This is a genomic window from Streptomyces sp. rh34 (assembly GCF_002551245.1).
GTDB lineage: Bacteria > Actinomycetota > Actinomycetes > Streptomycetales > Streptomycetaceae > Streptomyces.
Genome location: NZ_NTGZ01000117.1, coordinates 1 through 22,500, shown reverse-complemented (window position 1 = coordinate 22,500; position 22,500 = coordinate 1). Strand labels below are relative to the sequence as shown.

18 protein-coding genes are annotated in these 22,500 nt (G+C 71.8%); 12 read left to right on the top strand and 6 right to left on the bottom strand.

Annotated features, from left to right (window positions below):
* On the top strand, positions 1–460 hold a 460-nt coding region (locus tag CR470_RS21465; RefSeq protein ID WP_097869176.1), incomplete at its 5' end, for a hypothetical protein.
* Positions 461–596: 136 nt separating this feature from the next.
* On the opposite strand, the gene CR470_RS21460 is transcribed toward CR470_RS21465, so the two are convergent.
* A complete protein-coding gene (locus CR470_RS21460) occupies positions 597–1,238 on the bottom strand; it encodes a hypothetical protein (protein ID WP_097869175.1) in 642 nt (213 codons plus the stop codon).
* A 400-nt stretch (positions 1,239–1,638) separates the two neighbouring features.
* On the opposite strand from CR470_RS21460, the gene CR470_RS21455 reads away from it, so the two are divergent.
* The gene (locus CR470_RS21455; protein ID WP_097869177.1) at positions 1,639–3,798 is read left to right on the top strand and encodes a RecQ family ATP-dependent DNA helicase; all 2,160 of its coding nucleotides are present in this window, start codon (positions 1,639–1,641) and stop codon (positions 3,796–3,798) included.
* A gap of 100 nt (positions 3,799–3,898) precedes the next feature.
* On the opposite strand, the gene CR470_RS21450 is transcribed toward CR470_RS21455, so the two are convergent.
* Positions 3,899–4,186: a hypothetical protein gene (locus CR470_RS21450; protein WP_097869174.1), complete on the bottom strand. Its 288-nt coding sequence runs from the start codon at positions 4,184–4,186 to the stop codon at positions 3,899–3,901.
* Positions 4,187–4,673: 487 nt separating this feature from the next.
* Here CR470_RS21450 and CR470_RS21445 point away from each other — a divergent pair, with 487 nt between their 5' ends.
* From CR470_RS21445 to CR470_RS21420, 6 genes are all read left to right on the top strand, one after another.
* The gene (locus tag CR470_RS21445; RefSeq protein ID WP_097869173.1) at positions 4,674–6,053 is read left to right on the top strand and encodes a DUF4192 domain-containing protein; all 1,380 of its coding nucleotides are present in this window, start codon (positions 4,674–4,676) and stop codon (positions 6,051–6,053) included.
* A 172-nt stretch (positions 6,054–6,225) separates the two neighbouring features.
* Positions 6,226–6,984, top strand: a complete 759-nt coding sequence (locus CR470_RS21440; protein ID WP_097869172.1) for an NUDIX hydrolase — start codon at positions 6,226–6,228, stop codon at positions 6,982–6,984.
* A 144-nt stretch (positions 6,985–7,128) separates the two neighbouring features.
* Positions 7,129–8,865 carry an ATP-binding cassette domain-containing protein gene (locus tag CR470_RS21435; protein WP_097869171.1) on the top strand — a complete coding sequence of 579 codons (1,737 nt, stop codon included), beginning with the start codon at positions 7,129–7,131 and terminating at the stop codon, positions 8,863–8,865.
* 181 nt (positions 8,866–9,046) lie between these two features.
* A complete protein-coding gene (locus tag CR470_RS21430) occupies positions 9,047–9,913 on the top strand; it encodes a FadR/GntR family transcriptional regulator (protein WP_306667807.1) in 867 nt (288 codons plus the stop codon).
* Between the two features lie 323 nt (positions 9,914–10,236).
* Positions 10,237–11,784 carry an RNA polymerase sigma factor gene (locus CR470_RS21425; RefSeq protein ID WP_097869169.1) on the top strand — a complete coding sequence of 516 codons (1,548 nt, stop codon included), beginning with the start codon at positions 10,237–10,239 and terminating at the stop codon, positions 11,782–11,784.
* Between the two features lie 134 nt (positions 11,785–11,918).
* Positions 11,919–12,749 (top strand): S1 family peptidase, encoded by an 831-nt coding sequence (locus CR470_RS21420; RefSeq protein WP_097869168.1) that lies wholly within the window; start codon positions 11,919–11,921, stop codon positions 12,747–12,749.
* Positions 12,750–12,871: 122 nt separating this feature from the next.
* On the opposite strand, the gene CR470_RS21415 is transcribed toward CR470_RS21420, so the two are convergent.
* On the bottom strand, positions 12,872–13,105 hold the full coding sequence (locus CR470_RS21415; RefSeq protein ID WP_018957087.1) for a DUF7455 domain-containing protein: 234 nt from the start codon (positions 13,103–13,105) through the stop codon (positions 12,872–12,874).
* A 447-nt stretch (positions 13,106–13,552) separates the two neighbouring features.
* Between CR470_RS21415 and CR470_RS21410 the strand changes: the two genes are divergently transcribed.
* From CR470_RS21410 to CR470_RS21400, 3 genes are all read left to right on the top strand, one after another.
* Positions 13,553–15,679, top strand: coding sequence for a DNA gyrase/topoisomerase IV subunit B (locus CR470_RS21410; protein WP_097869167.1), 2,127 nt, complete (start codon positions 13,553–13,555; stop codon positions 15,677–15,679).
* Between the two features lie 253 nt (positions 15,680–15,932).
* On the top strand, positions 15,933–16,397 hold the full coding sequence (locus tag CR470_RS21405; RefSeq protein WP_097869166.1) for a DUF485 domain-containing protein: 465 nt from the start codon (positions 15,933–15,935) through the stop codon (positions 16,395–16,397).
* Entirely contained in the window at positions 16,394–17,986 is a 1,593-nt protein-coding gene (locus CR470_RS21400) for a solute symporter family protein (RefSeq protein WP_097869165.1), read from the top strand. The genes CR470_RS21405 and CR470_RS21400 overlap by 4 nt, the downstream gene beginning before the upstream one ends.
* A gap of 56 nt (positions 17,987–18,042) precedes the next feature.
* Here the strand turns inward: CR470_RS21400 and CR470_RS21395 are convergent, their stop codons facing one another.
* On the bottom strand, positions 18,043–18,717 hold the full coding sequence (locus CR470_RS21395) for a response regulator (protein ID WP_097869164.1): 675 nt from the start codon (positions 18,715–18,717) through the stop codon (positions 18,043–18,045).
* The gene (locus tag CR470_RS21390; RefSeq protein ID WP_097869163.1) at positions 18,714–20,420 is read right to left on the bottom strand and encodes an ATP-binding protein; all 1,707 of its coding nucleotides are present in this window, start codon (positions 20,418–20,420) and stop codon (positions 18,714–18,716) included. The genes CR470_RS21395 and CR470_RS21390 overlap by 4 nt, the downstream gene beginning before the upstream one ends.
* A gap of 182 nt (positions 20,421–20,602) precedes the next feature.
* On the opposite strand from CR470_RS21390, the gene CR470_RS21385 reads away from it, so the two are divergent.
* Positions 20,603–21,622, top strand: a complete 1,020-nt coding sequence (locus tag CR470_RS21385; RefSeq protein ID WP_097869162.1) for a LacI family DNA-binding transcriptional regulator — start codon at positions 20,603–20,605, stop codon at positions 21,620–21,622.
* Between the two features lie 35 nt (positions 21,623–21,657).
* Here CR470_RS21385 and CR470_RS21380 read toward each other — a convergent pair.
* A partial coding sequence (locus tag CR470_RS21380) for a citrate/2-methylcitrate synthase (RefSeq protein ID WP_306667806.1) occupies positions 21,658–22,500 on the bottom strand: 843 nt, incomplete at its 5' end.

The window sequence follows — 22,500 nt, the reverse complement described above, 5'->3', positions numbered from 1 at the left end:
CCCCGCCCCCGCGGCACCCGCCGCTCCGGCGCCGGCCCCCGCCCGCCCGGAGCCGACGGAGAATCGTTCCGCGCCGCAGGTCCAGCTGATCCCGGCCCCGGCGGCCGGCGCGCTCGACGCGGCCGAGGAAGCCGTCGACCTGCTGCTGGAGTCCGGTCGCGCACCGGGCGACATCCTGGTGCTCACCACCGGCGAACAGCACCCGTGGGCCGCCCACGAGCTGTCCTTCGGTGAAGCGGCCTACTGGGCCCAGCACGACGCGGGCGACGATGTCTTCTTCGCCGACGTCTCCGCGGCGGACCGGGCCGCATCCAGGCCCGTGGTCGTCGTCGCCGTCAACGACGACGCGGACCGGGACGTGGCTCGTACGCTGCCCGTCGCACGTGACCGCGCCGCCGCGCTGCTGATCGTCTGCGGAGACCCGCAGACGATCAACTCCGCACTCGGCGCCGGGGTCTGAACACACCCCACCGGTACTCCCGGCCGCCCCGCACGGGCGGCCGGGAGCACCTCCGCCGGTCTACCGGCCACGACCGGGCCACGCTGGGGACGGACCGTGGACGACCGGCGCCCGCTCGACAGGTGAGCAGTGCCGCTCAGCGGGCCGCGGTGCGGCGCAGCGCCTCCGCCGCTCCGCCGCCCGGCCGCGTCGGGGCGGTCCGCTGCTCGGCGACGGCGTCGGCCAGGAGCGCCGGCTCCGACAGCGAACTGGGCCGCCGCCCGCCCCTTCCCTCGCCGAGCACCTGCCAACCCCCGCGGGTGAGTGTGATGTACGCGCCGCAGCGCAGACCGTGCAGCGTGCAGGCGTCCCGGAGGCCCCACATCCACGCACCGTCCTCCTCGGTCCAGCGTTCGTCGCCGTCACGGCAGTACAGAAGCACGGCCGTACGGACCGGAGTGCGGCGTCGCAGATCGTGCGGGACGACGCGCCGCAGCTGCGCCAGCAGGGCGTTGCGGAACTCCCAGCCATCCGCGGCCATCGTCGCCCGGCGGGCGAACGAGGCGCTCGCCGTGAGCCGTTCCTCATGATCGAGGACCGCGACCACGGCGGTGGCCGGAGTCGGCCGGTGCCGGGAGTGCAGTCCGCTGACGACCTCCCGGGGGCTCCGGAGCAGGGGTATGCCCGCCGACGCCCACTCCGCTGGTTCGAGCATCCGGGCAAGGCGGTTGACGGAGTCTGCGGAAACCGAGGACGCCGCTGTCGAAGTGGCTGTGGACGGGGCGAATCCGAAGGTCACGGTCCTCCCTTCGCTACGCGCCCACGATGCGGGCAGGGTCGGGTGAGGGCGCGCCGCGGCACAGCCCTTCCGGGCCCGATGAGGAACTGTGCGGGGGCAGCTCCAATTCTCCCTGGCCTACCGGCAGGCGGCAACGAGCAATTGCTGCGGCTGACGGGAATCATCCGGAATGACACTGATATCCCTGCCCATCCCCGCCCGGGGCGACTCCCCCGTCCCCCCTGAATCGCGAGGACCAGCAGAAACACCCCCTGCTCCGAGGCTCGTCGCAGCGAGGCGCCCGGCCACGGCACGGCGCCTGGCGGTCCCGACCCCTGCGCGGCACCCGTACGCTTCGTGAGCGCGCCGTCGCCGTGGGTGGATTCGCTGATTGTCAGTCCCATCGGGTTGCATGGGGGGCATGGACACCCTGGAGCTCCGCACCGAAGCCGACGCCATCCTCGCTGAGCTGGTCGGTGCGCCCGGAGGGTCGGCGCGGCTGCGGGAGGATCAGTGGCAGGCGGTGGCGGCCCTGGTGGAGGAGCGCCGTCGTGCGCTGGTGGTCCAGCGCACGGGGTGGGGGAAGTCCGCGGTGTATTTCGTGGCCACCGCGCTGTTGCGTCGGCGTGGAGCCGGCCCGACGGTGATCATCTCGCCGCTGTTGGCGTTGATGCGCAACCAGGTCGAGTCGGCGGCGCGGGCGGGCATCCAGGCTCGCACCATCAACTCGGCCAACCCCGAGGACTGGGAAACGATCTACGGGGAGGTGGAGCGTGGGGAGACCGACGTTCTCCTGGTGAGCCCGGAGCGCCTCAATTCCGTGGACTTCCGTGATCAGGTGCTGCCGAAGCTCGCGGCGACGACCGGTCTGCTGGTGGTCGACGAGGCGCACTGCATTTCCGACTGGGGTCATGATTTCCGGCCTGACTACCGTCGCCTGCGCACGATGCTCGCGGAGCTGCCGGCGGGAGTGCCGGTGCTCGCCACCACGGCCACGGCCAACGCGCGGGTGACCGCGGACGTGGCCGAGCAATTGGGCACGGGAGGCGGGGACGCGCTGGTTCTTCGGGGGCCCCTGGACCGCGAGAGCCTGCGGCTGGGGGTGCTGGAGTTGCCGAATGCGGCGCACCGGCTCGCGTGGCTGGGGGAGCGGCTCGGGGACCTGCAGGGTTCGGGGATCATTTACACGTTGACGGTGGCGGCGGCGGAGGAGGTCGCCGCGTTTCTGCGGCAGCGCGGATATCCGGTGGCCTCGTACACGGGGAAGACGGAGAACGCCGACCGGTTGCAGGCGGAGGAGGATCTGCTGGCGAACCGGGTGAAGGCCCTGGTGGCGACCTCTGCGCTGGGGATGGGTTTCGACAAGCCGGACCTCGGCTTCGTGGTGCACCTGGGGTCGCCCTCGTCGCCGATCGCCTATTACCAGCAGGTGGGGCGTGCGGGGCGCGGCGTGGACCATGCCGACGTCCTGCTGCTCCCGGGCAAGGAGGACGAGGCGATCTGGGCGTATTTCGCCTCGGTGGGGTTCCCGCCCGAGGAGCAGGTGCGGCGCACCCTGGACGTGCTGGAGCAGGCGGGCCGTCCGGTGTCGCTGCCGGCGCTGGAGCCGTTGGTGGAGCTTCGGCGCTCGCGTCTGGAGACGATGCTGAAGGTCCTGGACGTGGACGGCGCCGTCAAGCGCGTGAAGGGCGGCTGGACCGCGACGGGGCGGCCGTGGGCGTACGACGCGGAGCGCTACGCGTGGGTCGCGAAGCAGCGGGCGGCGGAGCAGCAGGCGATGCGGGACTACGTGGCGACCACGGGGTGCCGCATGGAGTTCCTGCAGCGGCAGCTCGACGACGAGAAGGCGGTGCCGTGCGGCCGCTGCGACAACTGCGCCGGCCCCTGGCTCGATCCGGCCGTTTCCTCCGCGGCCCTGTCGACGGCGACCGGTGAGCTCGACCGGCCGGGTGTTGAGGTCGACCCCCGCAAGATGTGGCCGACGGGCCTGGCCTCGGTCGGCATGGACCTCAAGGGCCGTATCCCTGCGGGGCAGCAGGCGATGACGGGGCGTGCGCTGGGGAGGCTGTCGGACATCGGTTGGGGCAACCGCCTGCGCCCGCTCCTGTCGGCGCAGGCAGCCGACGGGCCGGTCCCGGACGATGTGCTGAACGCCGTGGTGACGGTGCTGGCGGACTGGGCCCGCTCGCCGGGCGGCTGGGCCGGCGGATCACCCGACGCGGTGGCGCGGCCCGTGGGGATCGTCGTCGTGCCGTCGCGCGCCCGCCCCCAGCTGGTCACCTCCCTGGCCGAGGGCGTGGCCCGGGTCGGGAGACTCCCGCTCCTGGGCAGCCTGGCCTACACCTCGTATGCGGACGAGCACGCCGGGCACCGCAGCAACTCCGCCCAGCGGCTGCGTGCCCTGGCCGACTCGTTCACCGTGCCCGAAGAGCTCGCCGCCGCGCTGGCCGACGCCCATGGCCCGGTTCTGCTCGTCGACGACTACACCGACTCCGGCTGGACCCTCGCCGTGGGCGCACGCCTGCTCCGCCAGGCCGGTGCCGATCAGGTGCTCCCGCTTGTCCTGGCCGTGGCGGGATAGGCCGCGACGGCGTTCCCGGCCGGTGAGGGCACCTCGACTGCCCCGGAGTCCGCGTCGACTGCCGCTGTCACAAGTCGAGCGGAGAGTTTCTCCTGGCTGGTCAGTCGAAGAAGGTATCCCCATGGTACGAACGGGCCGGGTTCCGACGGCCGCTCGACCGGTCACCCGAGGAAGTGCTGTGCGAGGTCCAGATGGCCTCCAGGCCGAGCGGACGGTAGCCGTCCTCCGGTGTCCAGGCCGACGAACCGGAACGCTCCTGGGTGCGGGAGTGCGTCAGGGGCCCCGACAGGACCGTGCGTTCGATGCCTCCGAGGCGTCGCTCGAAGTCGGCCTGCAGCCGGTTCAAGGTATCGAGGAAGTCCTTGAGCGGAATGCTTCCTTCGTACATCTGCTCCTCGTTCTCTGCGTGGTTCCCGGTTCCCTGTGCCGGAGCCGGAGCCGGAACGTACGGGTGGTCGCCGAAGCCGCGTCAGCCGTGCATAGGCGGCCTCGAAGTCGTCGAAGTCGTCAAAATTTGAAACGAAACGTGCTTTCCACTGCTGCACTCCGCACAACGAGCCCTTTCGCCGGAGGGAGTGCGGCATTCGGGTGGCGCAGTGCCAAGGTGCCATTTTCGCCCCGGACTGTTCGGTAGCACCTCGGCCGTCGTCGGGCAGCAGCGCGGCGAACTACGGTGGGCCGAACCCGAGTTGGTCAGGACCGCCGCTCAAGCGTCGGCCCACGGCCTGTCCCGGATGGTTCGTCGGCGACCATCTCGACGCCTCGCGGGCCGACGTGCTGGTCAACCAGGTCGTCGACCTGTTCGGCCGGGACCCCTGTGGATAACGTTATCCACAGGGGTCGCGGAACGCGGCGGGCTGAGGGACCGTCAAGGCATGAACAAGCACCACGAATCCACCGGCCCGGCCGGGGAGCAGCAGATCACCCTGCGTGGGCCCGCCGAGCTCGCCGACGCCCTCCCGTATCTCATGGGCTTCTATCCCAACGACAGCGTCGTGATGGTCGCCCTGCACGGCGGGCGGGGCCGGTTCGGCGGCCGGCTTCGCATGGGAATTCCGCAGGCGCCCGGCGAATGGGGGCCGGTCGCCGACCAGTTGGCGGACTGCCTGGTGTCGGGGAGCGAGCGCCGTGAAGGACGGCCCGACGCGATCGTGATCTTCCTCTGCCAGGACTCTCCGGACGGGGCGGGCGGCCGGCTGACCATGGAGCGGCTCAGGCCTTTCGCGCAACGCCTGCGCACGGCGTGCGGAGCACTCGACGTTCCCGTCCTCGAAGCGCTCTGCATCTCCGACGGCCGCTACTGGTCCTACTGTTGTCCCGACACCCGATGCTGCCCCGACCAGGGGAACCCCCTGGCCATGCCCGGCACCACGGTGATGGCCGCGGCCGCCGCCTACGCGGGCGTCCACGTGCGCGGCACGCTGCGCGACATGGAGGCGCGGCTCCAGCCCTGGCGGGCCCCGGCGGCCGTGACCGCGCAGGAGGAGGCCCTGGACCGGGCGGGACCGGCGCTGATCCCGAGGCTCCTCGACGAGAGGGTCAGGGGAGAGGTCGCGGCCAAGACCCTCCGGCTCGCGCGCACGCTCATGGACCGCATCGAGGAGGCGCAGCCCGCGCCGCCCGCGCTCTCGGACGCCGGGGACGACCAGTTGATCGGCTCCGACGAGGCCGCGGCCGTCATCCTCGGGCTCCAGGACCGGGAGACCCGGGACAAGGCTGCCGCCTGGATGGAGGGTGCGGAAGCGCAAGCGGCCCTGCGTCTGTGGCGGACGCTGGCACGGCGTTGCGTCGGAGCGTACGGGGAGCACGCCGCCGCGCCGCTCACCCTGGCGGGCTGGGTCTCCTGGTCGACGGGCGACGAGCCGGGCGCGCGGGTCGCCCTGGCCCTGGCGCTCCGCGCCGATCCCGGCTATACGTTCGCCCAACTGCTGCATCGGGCCTGCAACGAAGGGCTCGATCCGGAGGCCCTGCGCCGTTGTCTGCGCGAGGCCGCGGAGGAGGGGGCGGGCTCCGACGTCCGGGGCGTGGAGGCGGTGATGGATCCCGCCGCCGACCGGGGCGCCCCCTCGCTGCGCGTCCGCAAGGTCCGCCCGTTGCCCGACGGGGGTCGGCGGCGCGGGCGCGCTCACCGGCGCCCGGGTGCCGAGCGGGTGAAGGCGGCACCCCGTTCCGCCCCTCCCTGGACCACCGTGGGCGGGCGGCGGTCGCGTGAGGCTCGGAGGTACGGCCGTCGCGGCAGCAGGACGCGACGATGACCCGGGTGCGAGTCGAGGAGCCGACGGGTGACGTCCGTCCGGACCGCCGACCGGCCGGAATGCGGGCCGCCGAACCGACTGCTCGCTACGCATCCGCAAGAGTGGCGCCCCGACTGATCACGAGCATGCCGAAGGGAGTGTTTATCGTCAGGCAGACGACTATGATCGCGACATGCCGCCCTACGACCCTTCGACCTTCCCGCCCTTCGCTGTCACCGTCGACCTGGTCGTGCTCACAGTGCGCGGTCACGCGCTCTGCGCGCTGGTCGTCCGCCGCGGAGAGACCCCGTTCCAGGGCAGATGGGCGCTGCCTGGTGGATTCGTCAGGATGGACGAGGACCTGGGGTCCGCCGCGGCGCGTGAACTCGTCGAGGAAACCGGCCTCTGCGCGCACGACCCGGCGAAACCGGCCGTGGGCAACGGGGCACATCTGGAGCAGTTGGCCACGTACGGAGATCCGGCGCGCGACCCCAGGATGCGGGTGGTCAGCGTCGCCCACCTCGCCCTTGCGCCGGACCTGCCCGCGCCCCGGGCGGGCGGCGACGCCAACAGTGCGCGCTGGGCACCGGTGGAGGACCTGCTGCACCCCGGCGCCGGGCGGGAGGGCGTGCAGGCGGCGCCGCTGGCCTTCGACCATGCGCGGATCCTGGCCGACGGCGTGGAGCGCGCCCGCTCCAAGATCGAGTACTCCTCGCTGGCCACCGCGTTCTGCCCGCCGGAATTCACGGTCGGCGAGCTGCGCCGGGTGTACGAAGCGGTGTGGGGCGTGGTCCTCGACCCCCGTAACTTCCACCGCAAGGTCACCGGAACGCCCGGGTTCCTGGTGCCTTCCGGCGGGACGACCACGCGGCAGGGCGGCCGACCCGCGCAGTTGTTCCGGGCAGGGGCGGCCACGGTGCTCAATCCGCCGATGCTGCGACCCGAGGTCTGAGCCACCGGGCGTTCCGCTGCGATGGCTCCGCGGAACGCCTGTCGGTCCACCCCTGCACCAAAAGTCTGAAATGTCGCGTTATGTTGCTGCGGTACCCCCTGCCGCCGAGCGGTCTCACCTTCCGCGAGAGACGCGAGAGAAGCGATGCTCCAGGCCATCGGACTCACCAGCACCCCCCGTCGCGACGCTCCGCCAGCCGTGAACGATCTGACCTTCGAGGCTCCCCCCGGCCGTGTCACGGCCCTGCTGGGCGCCCCCCGCTCGGGCAAGACCACGGCCCTGCGGCTGATGCTCGAACTGGACGCAGGGCGGGGCGTCGCCTACTTCCGGGGGCGGCCGCTGCACCGCATCGCCCACCCGGCACGGGAAGTGGGCGTACTGCTCGGCGACGTACCGGGCCATCCCTCCCGGACCGCCCGGGGGCAGCTCCGTATGCTCTGCGCGGCCGCGGGCGTGCCCGCGGCCCGGGCCGACGAGGTGCTCGAGGTCGTCGGGCTCGCCGGGCTGGGGGACCAGCGCCTGGGCGCCCTCTCGGTGGGGATGGACCGTCGGCTCGGCCTGGCCTCCGCGCTGCTCGGGGACCCCCACACCCTGATCCTGGACGAACCGGCGGAGGGGCTGTCCCCGCGGGAGAACAGTTGGCTGTACGGGCTGTTGCGTGCGCACGCGGCCCAGGGCGGCACGGTCCTCTACACCACGGGCGATCCCAAGGAGGCGGCCCGCACGGCTGAACGCGTCGTCACCATCGGCGGCGGGCGCCTCGTCGCCGACCAGGACGTCTCCGACTTCGCCCGCACCCGGCTCCGGGCCCGGGTCGCCGTCCGCACCCCGCACGCGGCCCGGCTGGCAGCCGTGGTCAGCCGCGAGGCCCGAGCCGCGCGGCGCTCCGTCGAAGTCGTCGAGGAGGCGAGCGGACGGCTGACGGTGTACGGCAGTAGCTGTGCGGAGATCGGCGACACCGCGTACCGGCACGGCGTCCCCGTGCACCGGCTCGCCGACGAGATCGGCGACACCGGACCCGCCGCGCCGACGGAGGCCGGGAGCGGGGAGCGGGGCGACTCGGCCGCCACTCTGTCCGAGCTGCCGCCCCCGATCCGGGTGCGCCCCGCACGCGGCCCCCTGCGCCCGCTCCGGTACGAACTGCGACGCTCTCTGGGCGTCCGGACAACGGCTGTGATCATGGCGGCCGTTCTGGTGGTGTCGGCCGCGGTGTCCGTCCTGCTGGCCCGCACGGATGGCACCGCGCTGCCCCGCGTGCTCGCCGCGTGGCCGGCCCTGCTGCCGCTCCCTCCCGCCGCGCTCGGCGCGGGCCTGCTCGGTGCGCTGTCCTTCGGGGACGAGTTCCGCTATCCGGCACTCGCCGCCGCTCGCGGCACCGTGCCCCGGCGGCTCGGTCTGCTGCTGGCCAAGCTCACCGTGACCGCGAGCTTCGCTCTGCTGCTCGCGGGCCTCGCCGTGGTGGGCGGAGCGCAGAGCCTCCGGCTCGTGTACGGACCGGACTTGATCGAGACTCCTCCGAACGCCGTCGCGCTCGGCGCGAGTTGGGCCGGCCTGACGGTCGGCTGCGCTTGGGCGGGGCTGCTGGCCGCCGGCGTCTTCCGGGTGGCCGGAGCAGGGGTCGCCGCCGTGCTCGCCGTTCCCGTGCTCGTCGTTCCGCTGGTGCAGAAGCTCTTCGCAGCGCCGTCCGCACGTTCGGTCGCCGGGCTACCGGGCCGCCTCCGTGAACTGGCCGGGTGGCAGCTGCCGCAGCAGGCGGACCACTGGGTCCTGGCCGTCGCGCGGGTGGTGGCGCAGCCCGTCGGCACCGCGCTCGCCCTGTCGTTGTCAGCCCTGATCTGCGCGTATCTGTTCACCAGCCTTCGAGGGAGGGCACGTTGGTGATCGCCGTCGCACCGCAGCGAGGGCAAGGGCCCATAACTCCCTGATAAATGCCTTGTTTGTAGGGGTATGGCGTCAATTGCGGAGCGAGCGCCGATCACCCTTTCGTGTGCTTTTCACCAAAGACCTCAAGGGGTGGGCGAGCCGCGCCGACAAAGGATGCGTGAGTACCCTTGCGCACACCATGATGACCGCCGCCCGCACCGTCGACTCCGGCCTGGCCGGCTCGGGCGAACTCGACCGCTATCCCTATACGGAGGCGCCGGCCGGCGAGCGTGCCGCTTCCCGGGCCTGGGGCGGTTCCGATTCGGAGCTGGGACGGGCGAGCCGACGGGGGTCGGCCAGCCGGGGGCGCGGTCTCCACGGCCAACTCGTCCAGCAGCTCGGCCAGATGATCGTTTCCGGTGACCTCGGCGCGGACCGCCCCCTCGTTCCCGAGGAGATCGGCCAGCGGTTCGAGGTGTCCCGCACCGTCGTCCGTGAATCCCTGCGCGTCCTCGAAGCCAAGGGGCTGGTCAGCGCGCGCCCCAACGTGGGTACGAGGGTCCGGCCGGTCAGCGACTGGAACCTGCTGGATCCCGACATCATCGAATGGCGGGCCTTCGGTCCGCAGCGTGACGACCAGCGCCGTGAGCTGGCCGAGCTCCGCTGGACCATCGAACCGCTCGCCGCCCGCCTCGCGGCTGGGCACGGCCGGGACGACATTCAGCAGCGGCTCGGCGACATGGTGGAGATCATGGGGCACGCGTTGGGGCAGGGGGACGCGATCACCTTCTCCCGCGCCGACGCGGAGTTCCACGCCCTGCTCATCCAGGCGGCGGGCAACCGGATGCTCGAACACCTTTCCGGCATCGTCTCGGCCGCCCTTCATGTCTCCGGCGGCCCGGTAACCGGCTGTGACCGTCCGGGCGAGACCTCACTCGCCCACCACGCGCGCATCGCCGACGCCCTGGCCTCCGGCGACGCCGGGGCCGCCGAGACGGCCATGCGCCAACTGCTCGTCGTCCACCCCGACGTCGAGCGTGTGGTTCCCGCACCGCGCGAGCACTGACCGGGGCGCGGACGGGTGCGTGGGCCCGGTGCCGCCGGACCGCACAGGTCCGGCGGCATAATTGTGGGGGGATGGCACCCTTGGCCCATTTCGTCGCGTATGAGGTGTGACTCGGGCCACGCGGATTGGCCGTAACACTCCTCGAAGCAGCGCGATGACTTAAGAGGTGAGCGTCGCGGAAGGAATACAGCAACCCTCGGGTGCGCTGTGCAGTTCTGAGGCCAAACCCGCGCCGTCGGCGACATCCCCAGTCGACGGTCGTCGGCTCCAGCCCTCTCCAGGGCAGGGCCGGAAGCCGTTTCCATCGTTCCGAGAGGTTGTTCGTGTCGGCCAGCACATCCCGTACGCTCCCGCCGGAGATCGCCGAGTCCGAGTCTGTGATGGCGCTCATCGAGCGGGGAAAGGCTGATGGGCAGATCGCCGGCGATGACGTGCGTCGGGCCTTCGAGGCTGACCAGATTCCGCCAACCCAGTGGAAGAACGTTCTGCGCAGCCTCAACCAGATCCTCGAGGAAGAGGGTGTGACGCTGATGGTCAGTGCCGCGGAGTCGCCGAAGCGCGCCCGCAAGAGCGTCGCAGCGAAGAGCCCGGTCAAGCGCACCGCCACCAAGACCGTCGCGGCGAAGACCACCGTGACCAGGACCGTCGCGGCCACCGCCGCCCCGGCGGCCGAGAGCGCGGACGCGGTGGCCGACGACGCCGTCGCGGCCGCTCCCGCCAAGAAGACGGCAGCCAAGAAGACGGCGGCCAAGAAGACCGCCGTGAAGAAGACGGCGGCCAAGAAGACAGCGGCGAAGAAGTCCGGCAAGCAGGACGACGAGCTCCTCGACGGCGACGAGGCGGCCGAGGAAGTCAAGGCCGCCAAGGGCGAGGAAGAGGAGGGCGAGGGCGAGAACAAGGGCTTCGTCCTCTCCGACGACGACGAGGACGACGCACCTGCGCAGCAGGTCGCCGTCGCCGGCGCCACCGCCGACCCGGTCAAGGACTATCTGAAGCAGATCGGCAAGGTTCCCCTCCTCAACGCCGAGCAGGAGGTCGAGCTCGCCAAGCGCATCGAGGCCGGTCTCTTCGCCGAGGACAAGCTGGCGAACGCCGACAAGCTCGCACCGAAGCTCAAGCGCGAGCTGGAGATCATCGCCGAGGACGGCCGGCGGGCCAAGAACCACCTTCTGGAGGCCAACCTCCGTCTGGTGGTCTCCCTGGCCAAGCGCTACACCGGTCGCGGCATGCTCTTCCTGGACCTGATCCAGGAGGGCAACCTCGGTCTGATCCGCGCGGTCGAGAAGTTCGACTACACCAAGGGCTACAAGTTCTCCACGTACGCCACCTGGTGGATCCGTCAGGCGATCACCCGCGCGATGGCCGACCAGGCCCGCACCATCCGTATCCCGGTGCACATGGTCGAGGTCATCAACAAGCTCGCGCGCGTGCAGCGCCAGATGCTCCAGGACCTGGGCCGCGAGCCCACCCCGGAGGAGCTGGCCAAGGAACTCGACATGACCCCCGAGAAGGTCATCGAGGTCCAGAAGTACGGTCGCGAGCCGATCTCCCTCCACACCCCGCTCGGTGAGGACGGCGACAGCGAGTTCGGTGACCTGATCGAGGACTCCGAGGCCGTCGTCCCGGCGGACGCGGTCAGCTTCACGCTCCTCCAGGAGCAGCTCCACTCCGTGCTCGACACGCTCTCCGAGCGTGAGGCCGGCGTGGTCTCGATGCGCTTCGGCCTCACCGACGGTCAGCCGAAGACGCTCGACGAGATCGGCAAGGTCTACGGGGTGACGCGTGAGCGCATCCGTCAGATCGAGTCGAAGACGATGTCGAAGCTTCGTCACCCGTCGCGCTCGCAGGTGCTGCGCGACTACCTCGACTAGGTCGCGGAAGATTCACCGGCCGAGGGCCCGGAACCCCCAGGGGATCCGGGCCCTCCGGCGTGTCCTCGGGTGCGGACGGCGACCGGCTGGATCACGCTGGGTGGACCGTTACCGCCTCAGCGTCAGGAGCCTCCATGCCCCGTTCCGTCGTCCGTGCCCTGACCGGGGTGCTCGCCCTGACCGCCGCCGCGACCGTGGTGCCGCTCGCTTCGCCCTCCGCGGCACTCGCGGACAGCATCATCGTCGGCGGACAGCCCGCCCCGGTGGCGGACAGCCCCTGGGCGGTGGCGCTGTCGAGCCGGGACCGGTTCGGAGGGGCGCGCGCGGGCCAGTTCTGCGGCGGCGTCGCCGTGGCGCCCACGAAGATCCTGACGGCCGCCCACTGTCTGAGTGACGAGGCGCTCGGCGGACCGGTGGAGCGGGTGAAGGACCTGCTGGTCATCGCCGGCCGGGAGCGGCTGAGTGACTCCGGCGGCCAGGAGATCCCGGTCCGGTCCATCTGGGTGAACCCGGCGTACGACCCCGTCTCCAACGCCGGCGACCTCGCGGTGCTGACCCTGTCCCGAGCGATGCCGAAGGGCGGCGTCATTCCGACGGCCAAGGGCGGGGACACCGCCTACCGGGCCGGGACCACGGCGGCGGTCTACGGGTGGGGCGACACGACGGGGAGTGGCGCGTACGCATCGGTGCTGCGCTCCGCGCGGGTCCAGGTCCTGCCGGACAGCGACTGCGCGCGGGCCTACCCGGGCGGCCGGGAGGGTACGTACAAGGCCTCGGCGATGCTCTGCGCGGGCGATCGGGCGGGCGGCCGGGACGCGTGCCAGGGGGACAGCGGCGGGCCGCTGGTGGCCCGTGGGCGGCTCATCGGCCTGGTGTCCTGGGGCAGCGGTTGCGGGCGCGCGGGCAGCCCCGGGGTGTACACACGGGTCTCCGCCGCCCTGGAATGGGCTGCGGGCCGCGTCTGAGCCGGGGCGGAGTCGCGTAGCGCGGTCGGGCCGTTACGACGAGAACGGGCGGCTCCCCCGGTGGGGGAGCCGCCCGTCGGCCGGTCCTGGACCGGCCCCTGGCTCGTCGTGGATGCGAGGTATCAGTGTTGTTCCTCGTCGGCGGCAGCCGTCTGCACGGCGGTGAGCCGATCCGTCTCATCCTGTATTTCCGCGGCGATCTTCTTGAGTTCCGGCTCGAACTTGCGCCCGTGGTGGGCACAGAAGAGCAGTTCACCGCCGCTGATCAGGACGACGCGCAGATATGCCTGGGCGCCGCAACGGTCACAGCGGTCTGCTGCGGTCAGCGGGCTCGCGGGGGTCAGAACAGTAGTCACGTCGCCTCTTCTCTAGCTCGACGAGCTGTCGTACCAGGGTCAACATCCAACCAGGCCGAAAACGTTCCCGCTCGTGGCTTTTCTTCGAAACTTCTTCTCGGTGTGGCTGTCTGTTGCCGGTTGGCGGCGAATGTGCCGTATGCGGAGCGCTACGGTTTCGCATTGCTTGTCTTGGGGGTGGGTCCCGCCGGCCGGCTTGCCGGTTTGTTCATGAGGACGTGCCCGGAGCCTAAATGGTTCATGCGTCGAAGGGAACGTGATGTGCACGTCACTCCAACGAATGATCGAACACCCATGCGAGCCTGGAGGAAGCTCGTCTAGCATGAGGATTCCCCGAGGGTGGCGTTACAACCGCTCTACCAGGCCTCTGTAGGCTCTCAGCGGCAACCGAAGCCCAGCCCGATACCCACGGGGGCCCCAGATGAAATTCAGCGAGGAGCGAACCGCGTGACCGCCGAAACGTCCGTGCCGTCCACCGCGATGCTGACCGGAGCAGGCGGCGACCGGGACAGCTCCAACTACACCGCGCGGCACCTTCTCGTCCTCGAAGGGCTGGAGGCGGTCCGCAAGCGCCCCGGCATGTACATCGGGTCCACCGACAGCCGTGGCCTGATGCACTGCCTCTGGGAGATCATCGACAACTCCGTCGATGAAGCCCTGGGCGGCTACTGCGACCAGATCGAGGTCATCCTCCACGACGACGCCTCCGTCGAGGTCCGGGACAACGGCCGCGGCATCCCGGTCGACGTCGAGCCCAAGACGGGCCTCTCCGGCATCGAGGTCGTCATGACCAAGCTGCACGCCGGAGGCAAGTTCGGCGGCGGCTCCTACGCCGCCTCGGGCGGCCTCCACGGCGTCGGCGCGTCCGTGGTCAACGCCCTCTCCGCCCGCCTGGACGTCGAGGTCGACCGCAACAGCGCGACCCACTCCATCAGCTTCCGGCGCGGTGTCCCCGGCATGTTCACCGAGCAGGGGCCGGACAGCCCGTTCGATCCGGCCAACGGCCTGCGCAAGGGCAAGCGCGTGTCCAAGACCCGTACCGGTACCCGGGTGCGGTACTGGGCGGACCGCCAGATCTTCCTCAAGGACGCCAAGCTCAACCTGGAGACGCTCTACCAGCGCGCCCGCCAGACGGCCTTCCTCGTCCCCGGTCTCACGATCATCGTCCGTGACGAGCGGGGGCTGGGCGGCGAGGGCAAGACGGAGGAGACGTTCCGCTTCGACGGCGGCATCAGCGAGTTCTGCGAGTACCTGGCCCAGGACAAGGCCGTCTGCGACGTCCAGCGCCTCAGCGGCACGGGCACCTTCAAGGAGACCGTGCCCGTCCTCGACGACCGCGGCCACATGACCGCCACCGAGGTCACCCGCGAGCTGGCCGTCGACATCGCCCTGCGGTGGGGCACCGGCTACGACGCGACCGTACGGTCGTTCGTGAACATCATCGCCACCCCCAAGGGCGGCACCCATGTCACCGGCTTCGAGCGCTCCCTGACCAGGACGGTGAACGAGGCGCTCCGCTCCGCCAAGATGCTGCGGGTCGCCGAGGACGACGTCGTCAAGGACGACGCCCTCGAAGGGCTCACCGCCGTCGTCACCGTACGGCTCGCCGAGCCGCAGTTCGAGGGGCAGACCAAGGAGGTGCTCGGCACCTCCGCGGCCAACCGGATCGTGGCAGGCGTGGTCGCCAAGGAGCTCAAGGCCTTCCTGACCTCGACGAAGCGGGACGCCAAGGCGCAGGCCAGAGCGGTGCTGGAGAAGGCCGTGGCCGCCGCCCGCACCCGGATCGCCGCCCGGCAGCACAAGGACGCCCAGCGCCGCAAGACCGCGCTGGAGTCGTCCTCGCTGCCCGCCAAGCTCGCCGACTGCCGCAGTGACGACGTGGAGCGCAGCGAGCTGTTCATCGTCGAGGGCGACTCGGCGCTCGGCACGGCCAAGCTGGCGCGCAACAGTGAGTTCCAGGCGCTGCTGCCGATCCGCGGAAAGATCCTCAACGTACAGAAGTCGTCCGTCTCGGACATGCTGAAGAACGCCGAGTGCGGCGCGATCATCCAGGTCATAGGAGCCGGCTCCGGGCGCACCTTCGACATCGACGCCGCGCGCTACGGGAAGATCGTCCTGCTGGTGGACGCCGACGTCGACGGCGCCCACATCCGCTGCCTGCTGCTGACCCTCTTCCAGCGCTACATGCGCCCGATGGTCGAGGCGGGGCGGGTCTTCGCGGCCGTCCCGCCGCTGCACCGGATCGAGTTGGTCCAGCCCAAGAAGGGTCAGGACAAGTACATCTACACCTACTCCGACAACGAGCTGCGCCAGACCCTCCTGGAGCTCCGGCGCAAGAACGTCCGGATCAAGGAATCGATCCAGCGCTACAAGGGCCTGGGCGAGATGGACGCCGATCAGCTGGCGGAGACGACGATGGACCCGCGCCACCGCACGCTGCGGCGCATCAACATCGGCGACCTGGAATCCTCCGAGCAGGTCTTCGACCTGCTGATGGGCAACGAGGTCGCGCCCCGCAAGGAGTTCATCACCAGCTCCGCGGCCACTCTGGACCGCTCGCGCATCGACGCCTGATCCCGGGCTCCCGCCGGCCCCCGCTCCCGTACCACCGGAGCGGGGGCCGCGTACGTTTCCGGGGGCCCGGGGTGCCCGGGGCTCCGACGTTCGCGCAGCCGTCCGGGGCTTCTGTCACCTGAAGGGGTGAAGTCGGGCGAATGACGCGCCCGGGATCTTCCTGAACCGCCCATGGTGGGCCATGCGGCCGAAGAGGTGCGCGAAGCAGGGGAGTTGTGCGGTGCAGAAGGAAACAGGGCCGAAGGCCGCGGGAGTGCGGCCCGACGACCCGTGGGACGACGCCCCGGTCCGCGGTCGGGGCGGCCAGGGCGGGACAGGAGGCGTCGCGCGCCTCGACGCGCCCGCCGCGGCGGGGCCGGATCGCGAGCCCAGCGCGGCCGACATCTATCTGGAGGTGCACCGCAGCGCGGCCTTCCGCGAGGTGCGCCGCCGCTACCGCCGCTTCGTGGCTCCCGCCGCCCTCGCCTTCCTCCTCTGGTATCTCGCCTACATCGTCGCCGCGACCACCGCGCCCGAGCTGATGGCCCGCCCGGTCGCCGGAGCGGTCAACGTCGCGATGGTGGCGGGTCTCGGCCAGTTCCTCACCACGTTCCTGCTCACCTGGGCGTACGCACGGCACGCGCGGCTGCGCAGGGACCGGGCCGCGCTCGATCTGCGCTGGGACACCCAGGAGATGACACGGGGCCTGGGCCGGCAGACGAGAGGGCCGGGACGTTGAGAGGCGACCACCACACACTCGCCCTGCTGCTGTTCAGCGCGTTCATCGCGGTGACGCTCTTCATCACCACCTGGGTCGGCCGCGACCGGCAGGGCTCCGCCGAGGAGTTCTACGCCGGCGGACGCCTCTTCTCGCCCATGGAGAACGGATTCGCCATCGCCGGCGACTACATGTCGGCGGCCTCCTTCCTCGGGATCTCCGGGCTGATCGCCCTCTTCGGCTACGACGGCATGCTCTACTCGGTCGGCTTCCTCGTCGCCTGGCTGGTCGTCCTGCTGTTTGTCGCCGAACTCGTCCGCAACTGCGGCCGGTTCACCCTGGCCGACGTGGTCGCGGCGCGGCTGGCGGAGCGCCCGGTGCGGACCGCCGTCGGCACCTCGTCCGTCACCGTCTCCGTGTTCTACCTGGTCGCCCAGATGGTGGGCGCGGGCAGCCTCGTGGCCCTGTTGCTCGGCGGGACGAGCGAAGCGGCCCGGTCCTGGACGGTGGTCGGGGTCGGCGCGCTCATGGTGATCTACGTGTCGTTCGGCGGCATGCGCGCCACCACCTGGATCCAGATCGTCAAGGCCGTCCTGCTGATGGCCGGGGCCGTCGCGCTCACGGTGCTCGTCCTGGTCCACTTCCACGGGAACGTCGACAACCTGCTCACCACCGCGGCCGAACGCAGCGGCCACGGCAAGGACTTCCTCGCGCCCGGACTCCGCTACGGCGGGGACCTGACCTCGCGCCTCGACTTCATCAGCCTGGGCATCGCCCTCGTCCTCGGCACGGCGGGGCTGCCGCACATCCTGTCGCGCTTCTACACCGTGCCCACCGCCCGCGCCGCGCGCCGCTCCGTCGTCTGGTCCATCGGCCTGATCGGCAGCTTCTACCTGATGACGATCGTGCTCGGATTCGGCGCCGCCGCCCTCGTCGGCTCCGCCGAGGTCCGCGCCTCGAACGCGGCGGGCAACACCGCGGTCCCGCTGCTGGCGCTCGTCCTCGGTGGCGGTGAGGGGTCCACCGGCGGAACGATTCTCTTCGCCGTGGTCGCCGCCATCGCCTTCGCCACCATCCTCGCCGTCGTCGCGGGCGTCACGCTCGCCTCGTCCGCGTCCGTCGCCCACGACCTCTACGCCTCACTCCGCCGACCCGGCCGTGAGAAGTACGGCGAGGTCGCCGTGGCGCGTATCGCCGCCGCGGGAATCGGCGTGGTCGCGATCGGCCTCGGACTGCTCGCCCAGGACCTCAACGTCGCCTTCCTGGTGGGCCTGGCCTTCGCCGTGGCCGCTTCGGCGAACCTCCCGGCCCTGCTCTACTCGCTGTTCTGGCGCGGCTTCACCACCCGGGGCGCGGTCTGGGCCGTATACGGCGGACTGATCCCGGCGGTCGTCCTGGTGCTGGTCTCACCCGTCGTCTCCGGCAGCCCCACGTCGCTGTTCCCCGGTGTCGACTTCCAGCTCTTCCCCCTGGAGAACCCCGGCCTGGTCTCCATCCCGCTCGGCTTCCTGTCCGGCTGGATCGGTACGGTCACCTCGCCCGAGCCGCCCGACGAGGCCAAGCACGCCGAGACCGAGGTCCGGGCGCTGACGGGGGCCGGGGCGGCGTAGGACGGTCTTCGGGCACCGTGTGTCCGGGCCGAGCGCTGTACGGGCTCCCGGGCGGATCAGCCGGCCGCCCAGGCGTACCGGTGTTCCGGGCGGCCCGTCTCCCCGTAGCGCAGCGTCAGCCTGACCTTGCCGGTGCGCTCCAGCAGCTTGAGATAGCGCTGGGCCGTCTGGCGGCTCATTCCCGCGCTGTCCGCGATCTCCTGGGCGGAGAGCGGGCCGTCGGCGCCGCGCAGGGCACCCCGGACGAGCTCGGCGGTGGTGGGGGAGTGGCCCTTGGGGAGAGCAGGCTCGTCCGCCGCCCACAGTGCGCCGAAGAGCCGGTCCACCTGCGCCTGCTCGGCCTCCCCACCCCCGTCGAGGGCCTGCCGCAGGGCCGCGTACGCCTCCAGCTTCGCGCGCAGCCCCGCGTACGTGAACGGCTTCACCAGGTACTGGAGGGCGCCGTGCCGCATCGCGTCCTGCACGGTCGCGACGTCCCGGGCGGCCGTCACCATGATCACGTCGACCTGGCGGCCGAGGCGGCGCAGTTCCCGTACGACGGCGAGGCCGTTGCGGTCGGGCAGGTAGTGGTCCAGCAGGATCAGGTCCACCGGGACCTTCTCGACCGCCGCCAGCGCCGCGACCGCCGAGTGGGCCCGCGCGGCCACCCGGAAGCCGGGGACCTTGGCGACGTACGCCGCGTTGATCTGCGCCACCCGGACGTCGTCGTCCACGATCAGGACCTGGATCACGGCTGGCCTCCCGTCGTGGCCGGAGACGTGGGGGGCGGCGGACCGTCGGTGGAGCCCGCGGCCGGCTCGGCCGGGGCCTCGGGCCCGGGCTCGGCCAGCGCCTCCGGCAGGACCACCGTGAACACCGCACCGCCTTCGTCCGCCCCGGACACCGTCACGCTGCCTCCCTGACGCTCCGCGAGCCTCCGCACGAGGGCGAGCCCGAGACCGCGCTTGCCGTGCGCCGGGACCTCCTTGGTGGACCAGCCCTCCGTGAAGATCGACGCGTGCTGCTCCTGGGGGACGCCGGGGCCGCTGTCGCGTACCTCCAGGATCACCGTACGTCCCTCCGTGCACAGCCCGACCTCGATCCGGGCCCCGTCCGATCCGGCCGCCGCGTCCGTGGCGTTGTCGACGAGGTTGCCCATGACGGTGACCAGACCCCGGGGATCGACCACCCGGTCAGGCAGCAGGGTGCCGGGGGCCAGCCTCAGCGATACGCCGCGCTCGGCGGCGACCGTCGCCTTGCCCACGAGGAGGGCGGCCAGCAGGGGGTCCTGCACCTTCTCGGTGACCTGTTCGGCCGTCGCCCGGTGCACGCCGACCACCTCCGTGACGAACTCCATCGCGTCCTCGTGCATCTCCAGCTCCAGCAGCCCCAGCAGGGTGTGCAGCCGGTTCGCGTGCTCGTGGTCCTGGGCGCGCAGGGCGTCGATCAGCCCCGTGGTGGAGTCGAGTTCGCGGCCCAGGTGCTCCAGCTCGGTCCGATCGCGCAGGGTCACCACGGCACCGCCGTCGTCCGTGGGCATCCGGTTGGCCAGCAGCACCCGGCTGCCCCGTACCGCCAGAAGGTCGTCGCCGACCACCCGCCCGGCCAGCACGTCCGTGGTCCTGCCGTCGCCCAGCACCTCCTCCAGCGTCCGGCCCGCCGTCTCCGGGCCCACGCCCAGCAGCCGTTGTGCCTCGTCGTTCAGCAGCCGGACGCGGCCGGCCCCGTCCAGGGCGACGACCCCTTCGCGGATGCCGTGCAGCATGGCCTCGCGTTCCGTCAGGAGCGCGGAGATATCGGAGAACGCCAGGTCATGGGTCTGCCGCTGCAACCGGCGGGAGATCAGGTACGCGGCGAGCGCCCCCACGGCCAGGGCCCCGCCCGCGTACGCCAGCAGCCCCGGGATCGCCCCGAGGAGCCGGGCGCGGACGCTGTCGTAGGCGATGCCCACCGACACCGCGCCGACCACGTCGCCGGACGGGCCGAGCAACGGCACCTTGCCCCGCGCCGAGCGGCCGAGTGTGCCGCTGTCGATCTCCATCACCTCGCGGCCGCGCAGCGCCTCACCGGGGTCGGTGGAGACGATCGCGCCGATCCGGTGGGTGTCGGGGTGCGACCAGCGCACCCCGCGCTGGTTCATGACGACGACGTACTCCGCTCCGGTCGCCCGCCTGACCCGCTCGGCGGCCGACTGGACGGGGCCCCGGTCCGACGGGTCCGTGCTGGTCAGGTCCTTGACGATCCCCGGCTGGGCGGCGGTGCTCTGGGCGATGGCGAGGGCGCGGCGCATCGCCTGGTCGTCCAGCTGGTCGCTGAGGGGGGCCAGGAACAGGCCGGTGACCAGGATCGTCACGCCGGTGATGACGGTCAGCTGCATCAGCAGGACCTGGGAGAAGACCCGCTGGGGCCAGCCGAACCGGCGCGGTCCCCTGCCGGGGGTCGGTGGGGCGTTCATCGTAGAGACGGTAAGGGGCGGGAGGGCCGGGCGGAAATTCGGCCGCGGTTCGGCGTCCGTCCGGTAGTTGGCCGTAGGCACCTCTTGCTTCGCGGCGCTGTGTCTGTGAGCGTTCCTGGAGCATCCCGAGGAGTTCGCCCTCAACGCAATCCACTTGCACTTCTTGCGCTAATCTTGCGCACATGACGCGACGACTTGCTCAGGTGGCCCAGAAAGTGGGAGTCAGCGAGGCGACGGTCAGCCGGGTGCTGAACGGCAAGCCGGGCGTTTCCGACGCCACCAGGCAGGCTGTTCTCTCCGCGCTGGACGTCCTCGGGTACGAGCGCCCGACCCAGCTGCGCGGCGAACGGGCCCGGCTGGTCGGGCTGGTCCTGCCCGAGCTGCAGAACCCGATCTTCCCCGCGTTCGCCGAAGTGGTCGGTGGCGCGCTCGCCCAGCAGGGGCTGACCCCGGTGCTCTGCACCCAGACCAAGGGCGGCGTCTCCGAAGCCGACTACGTCGAGCTGCTCCTCCAGCAGCAGGTCTCCGGGGTGGTCTTCGCGGGGGGCCTCTACCACCAGGCCGACGCCCCGCACGACCACTACAAGGTGCTCGCCGACCGCAAGATCCCCGTGGTGCTGATCAACGCGGCCATCGCCCACCTGGGCTTCCCGGGCGTCTCCTGCGACGACTCCGTCGCCGTCGAGCAGGCCTGGCGGCACCTCGTCTCGCTCGGCCACGAGCGCATCGGATTCGTCCTCGGCCCCTCCGACCACGTGCCCTCGCAGCGCAAGCTCGCCGCCGCCCGGTTGCTCGCCGAGGCGGCGGGAACGGCCGTGCCCGACGAGTGGGTGGCCCGCGCGATGTTCTCGCTGGAGGGCGGGCAGGCCGCCGCGATGCGGCTGCTGGATCGGGGTGTCACCGGCATCATCTGCGCGAGCGACCCGCTCGCGCTGGGCGCCGTGCGCGCCGCCCGCCGCCGCGGTCTCTCGGTGCCCGGCGACGTGTCGGTCGTCGGCTACGACGACTCGGCCTTCATGAACTGCACCGAGCCGCCCCTGACCACCGTCCGCCAGCCCATCGAGGCCATGGGGCGCGCGGCCGTGGAACTGCTCTCGGTGCAGATCGGCGGGCGGACCGTGCCCTCGGACGAGCTGCTCTTCGAGCCGGAGCTGGTGGTGCGGGCGTCCACCGCGCAGCCGCCGCGCGAGAATTCCCTGTGATCCGTAGCTAATTTGCGCTGCCTGAACCCTCTGGTTCAGACCTGAGAGGGCATCCGGGGGCCGGGCAGCGGCTGTGGTGGCCGGGGACCCGTGTACTGCCCGCTGGGGCGGATACGGAGCGGGCGCTCCCCGTACTCCTCCAGCGCGTGGGCGATCCAGCCCGCGGTGCGGGACACCGCGAACACGGTCTCGCCCGCGTCCGCCGGCATCCCCCGGGAGACGGACAGGACGGCCAGGGCCAGGTCGATGTTGGCGTGCAGCGGAGCGTGCCGCGCCGTCGTCTCCACCACCTCGCGGGCCGCCGCCAGCGCCCCGGCGGCCTGCGGCACCTCCTCCAGCAGCGCCAACAGGGCCGTCGCCCGGGGGTCCTCGCCCCGGTACAGCCGGTGCCCCAGGCCCGGCACCCGTCGCCCGGTCCGCAGGTGATCGGCGACCACGGGGACCGCGCTGTCCCGGTCCACCGCCTCCCGGAGCATCCGGTGCGCCAGCCCGCTCGCCGCCCCGTGCAGCGGCCCCTCCAGCACGCCGAGGCCAGCCGAGACCACGGCGTACGGGTGGGCCCGCGCGGAGGCGGCGACCCGGGCGGCCAGGGTGGAGGCGGCCAGGTCGTGGTCGATCAGGAGGACCAGGGCCGCGTCCAGCACGGCGAGGGACGGGGCGTCGGCCGGCTCCGCGGTGAGCCGTGACCACAGCGCCCGCGCCAGGGAGCCTCCGTCGTCCTCCGGGCCAGCGAGCGCCGGCAGCGCGCCCACCAGCGTCGGGATCAGACTCCGTGCGCTGCTCAGCACCGCCTCGGGCGACAGGTCGAACCGCAGCGGATCCGTGGCCGCCGCGGCGGTCACCGCCACCCGCAGCCGGTCCGTCGACCCGCTGTGCGC

Excerpts from the sequence above, each read along its gene's own strand:
- CR470_RS21440 (WP_097869172.1), top strand. The coding sequence starts at position 6,226 with ATGCCGCCCTACGACCCTTCGACCTTCCCGCCCTTCGCTGTCACCGTC.
- CR470_RS21385 (WP_097869162.1), top strand. The coding sequence starts at position 20,603 with ATGACGCGACGACTTGCTCAGGTGGCCCAGAAAGTGGGAGTCAGCGAG.
- CR470_RS21435 (WP_097869171.1), top strand. The coding sequence starts at position 7,129 with ATGCTCCAGGCCATCGGACTCACCAGCACCCCCCGTCGCGACGCTCCG.
- CR470_RS21430 (WP_306667807.1), top strand. The coding sequence starts at position 9,047 with ATGATGACCGCCGCCCGCACCGTCGACTCCGGCCTGGCCGGCTCGGGC.
- CR470_RS21450 (WP_097869174.1), bottom strand. The coding sequence starts at position 4,186 with ATGTACGAAGGAAGCATTCCGCTCAAGGACTTCCTCGATACCTTGAAC.
- CR470_RS21390 (WP_097869163.1), bottom strand. The coding sequence starts at position 20,420 with ATGAACGCCCCACCGACCCCCGGCAGGGGACCGCGCCGGTTCGGCTGG.
- CR470_RS21445 (WP_097869173.1), top strand. The coding sequence starts at position 4,674 with ATGAACAAGCACCACGAATCCACCGGCCCGGCCGGGGAGCAGCAGATC.
- CR470_RS21455 (WP_097869177.1), top strand. The coding sequence starts at position 1,639 with ATGGACACCCTGGAGCTCCGCACCGAAGCCGACGCCATCCTCGCTGAG.
- CR470_RS21420 (WP_097869168.1), top strand. The coding sequence starts at position 11,919 with ATGCCCCGTTCCGTCGTCCGTGCCCTGACCGGGGTGCTCGCCCTGACC.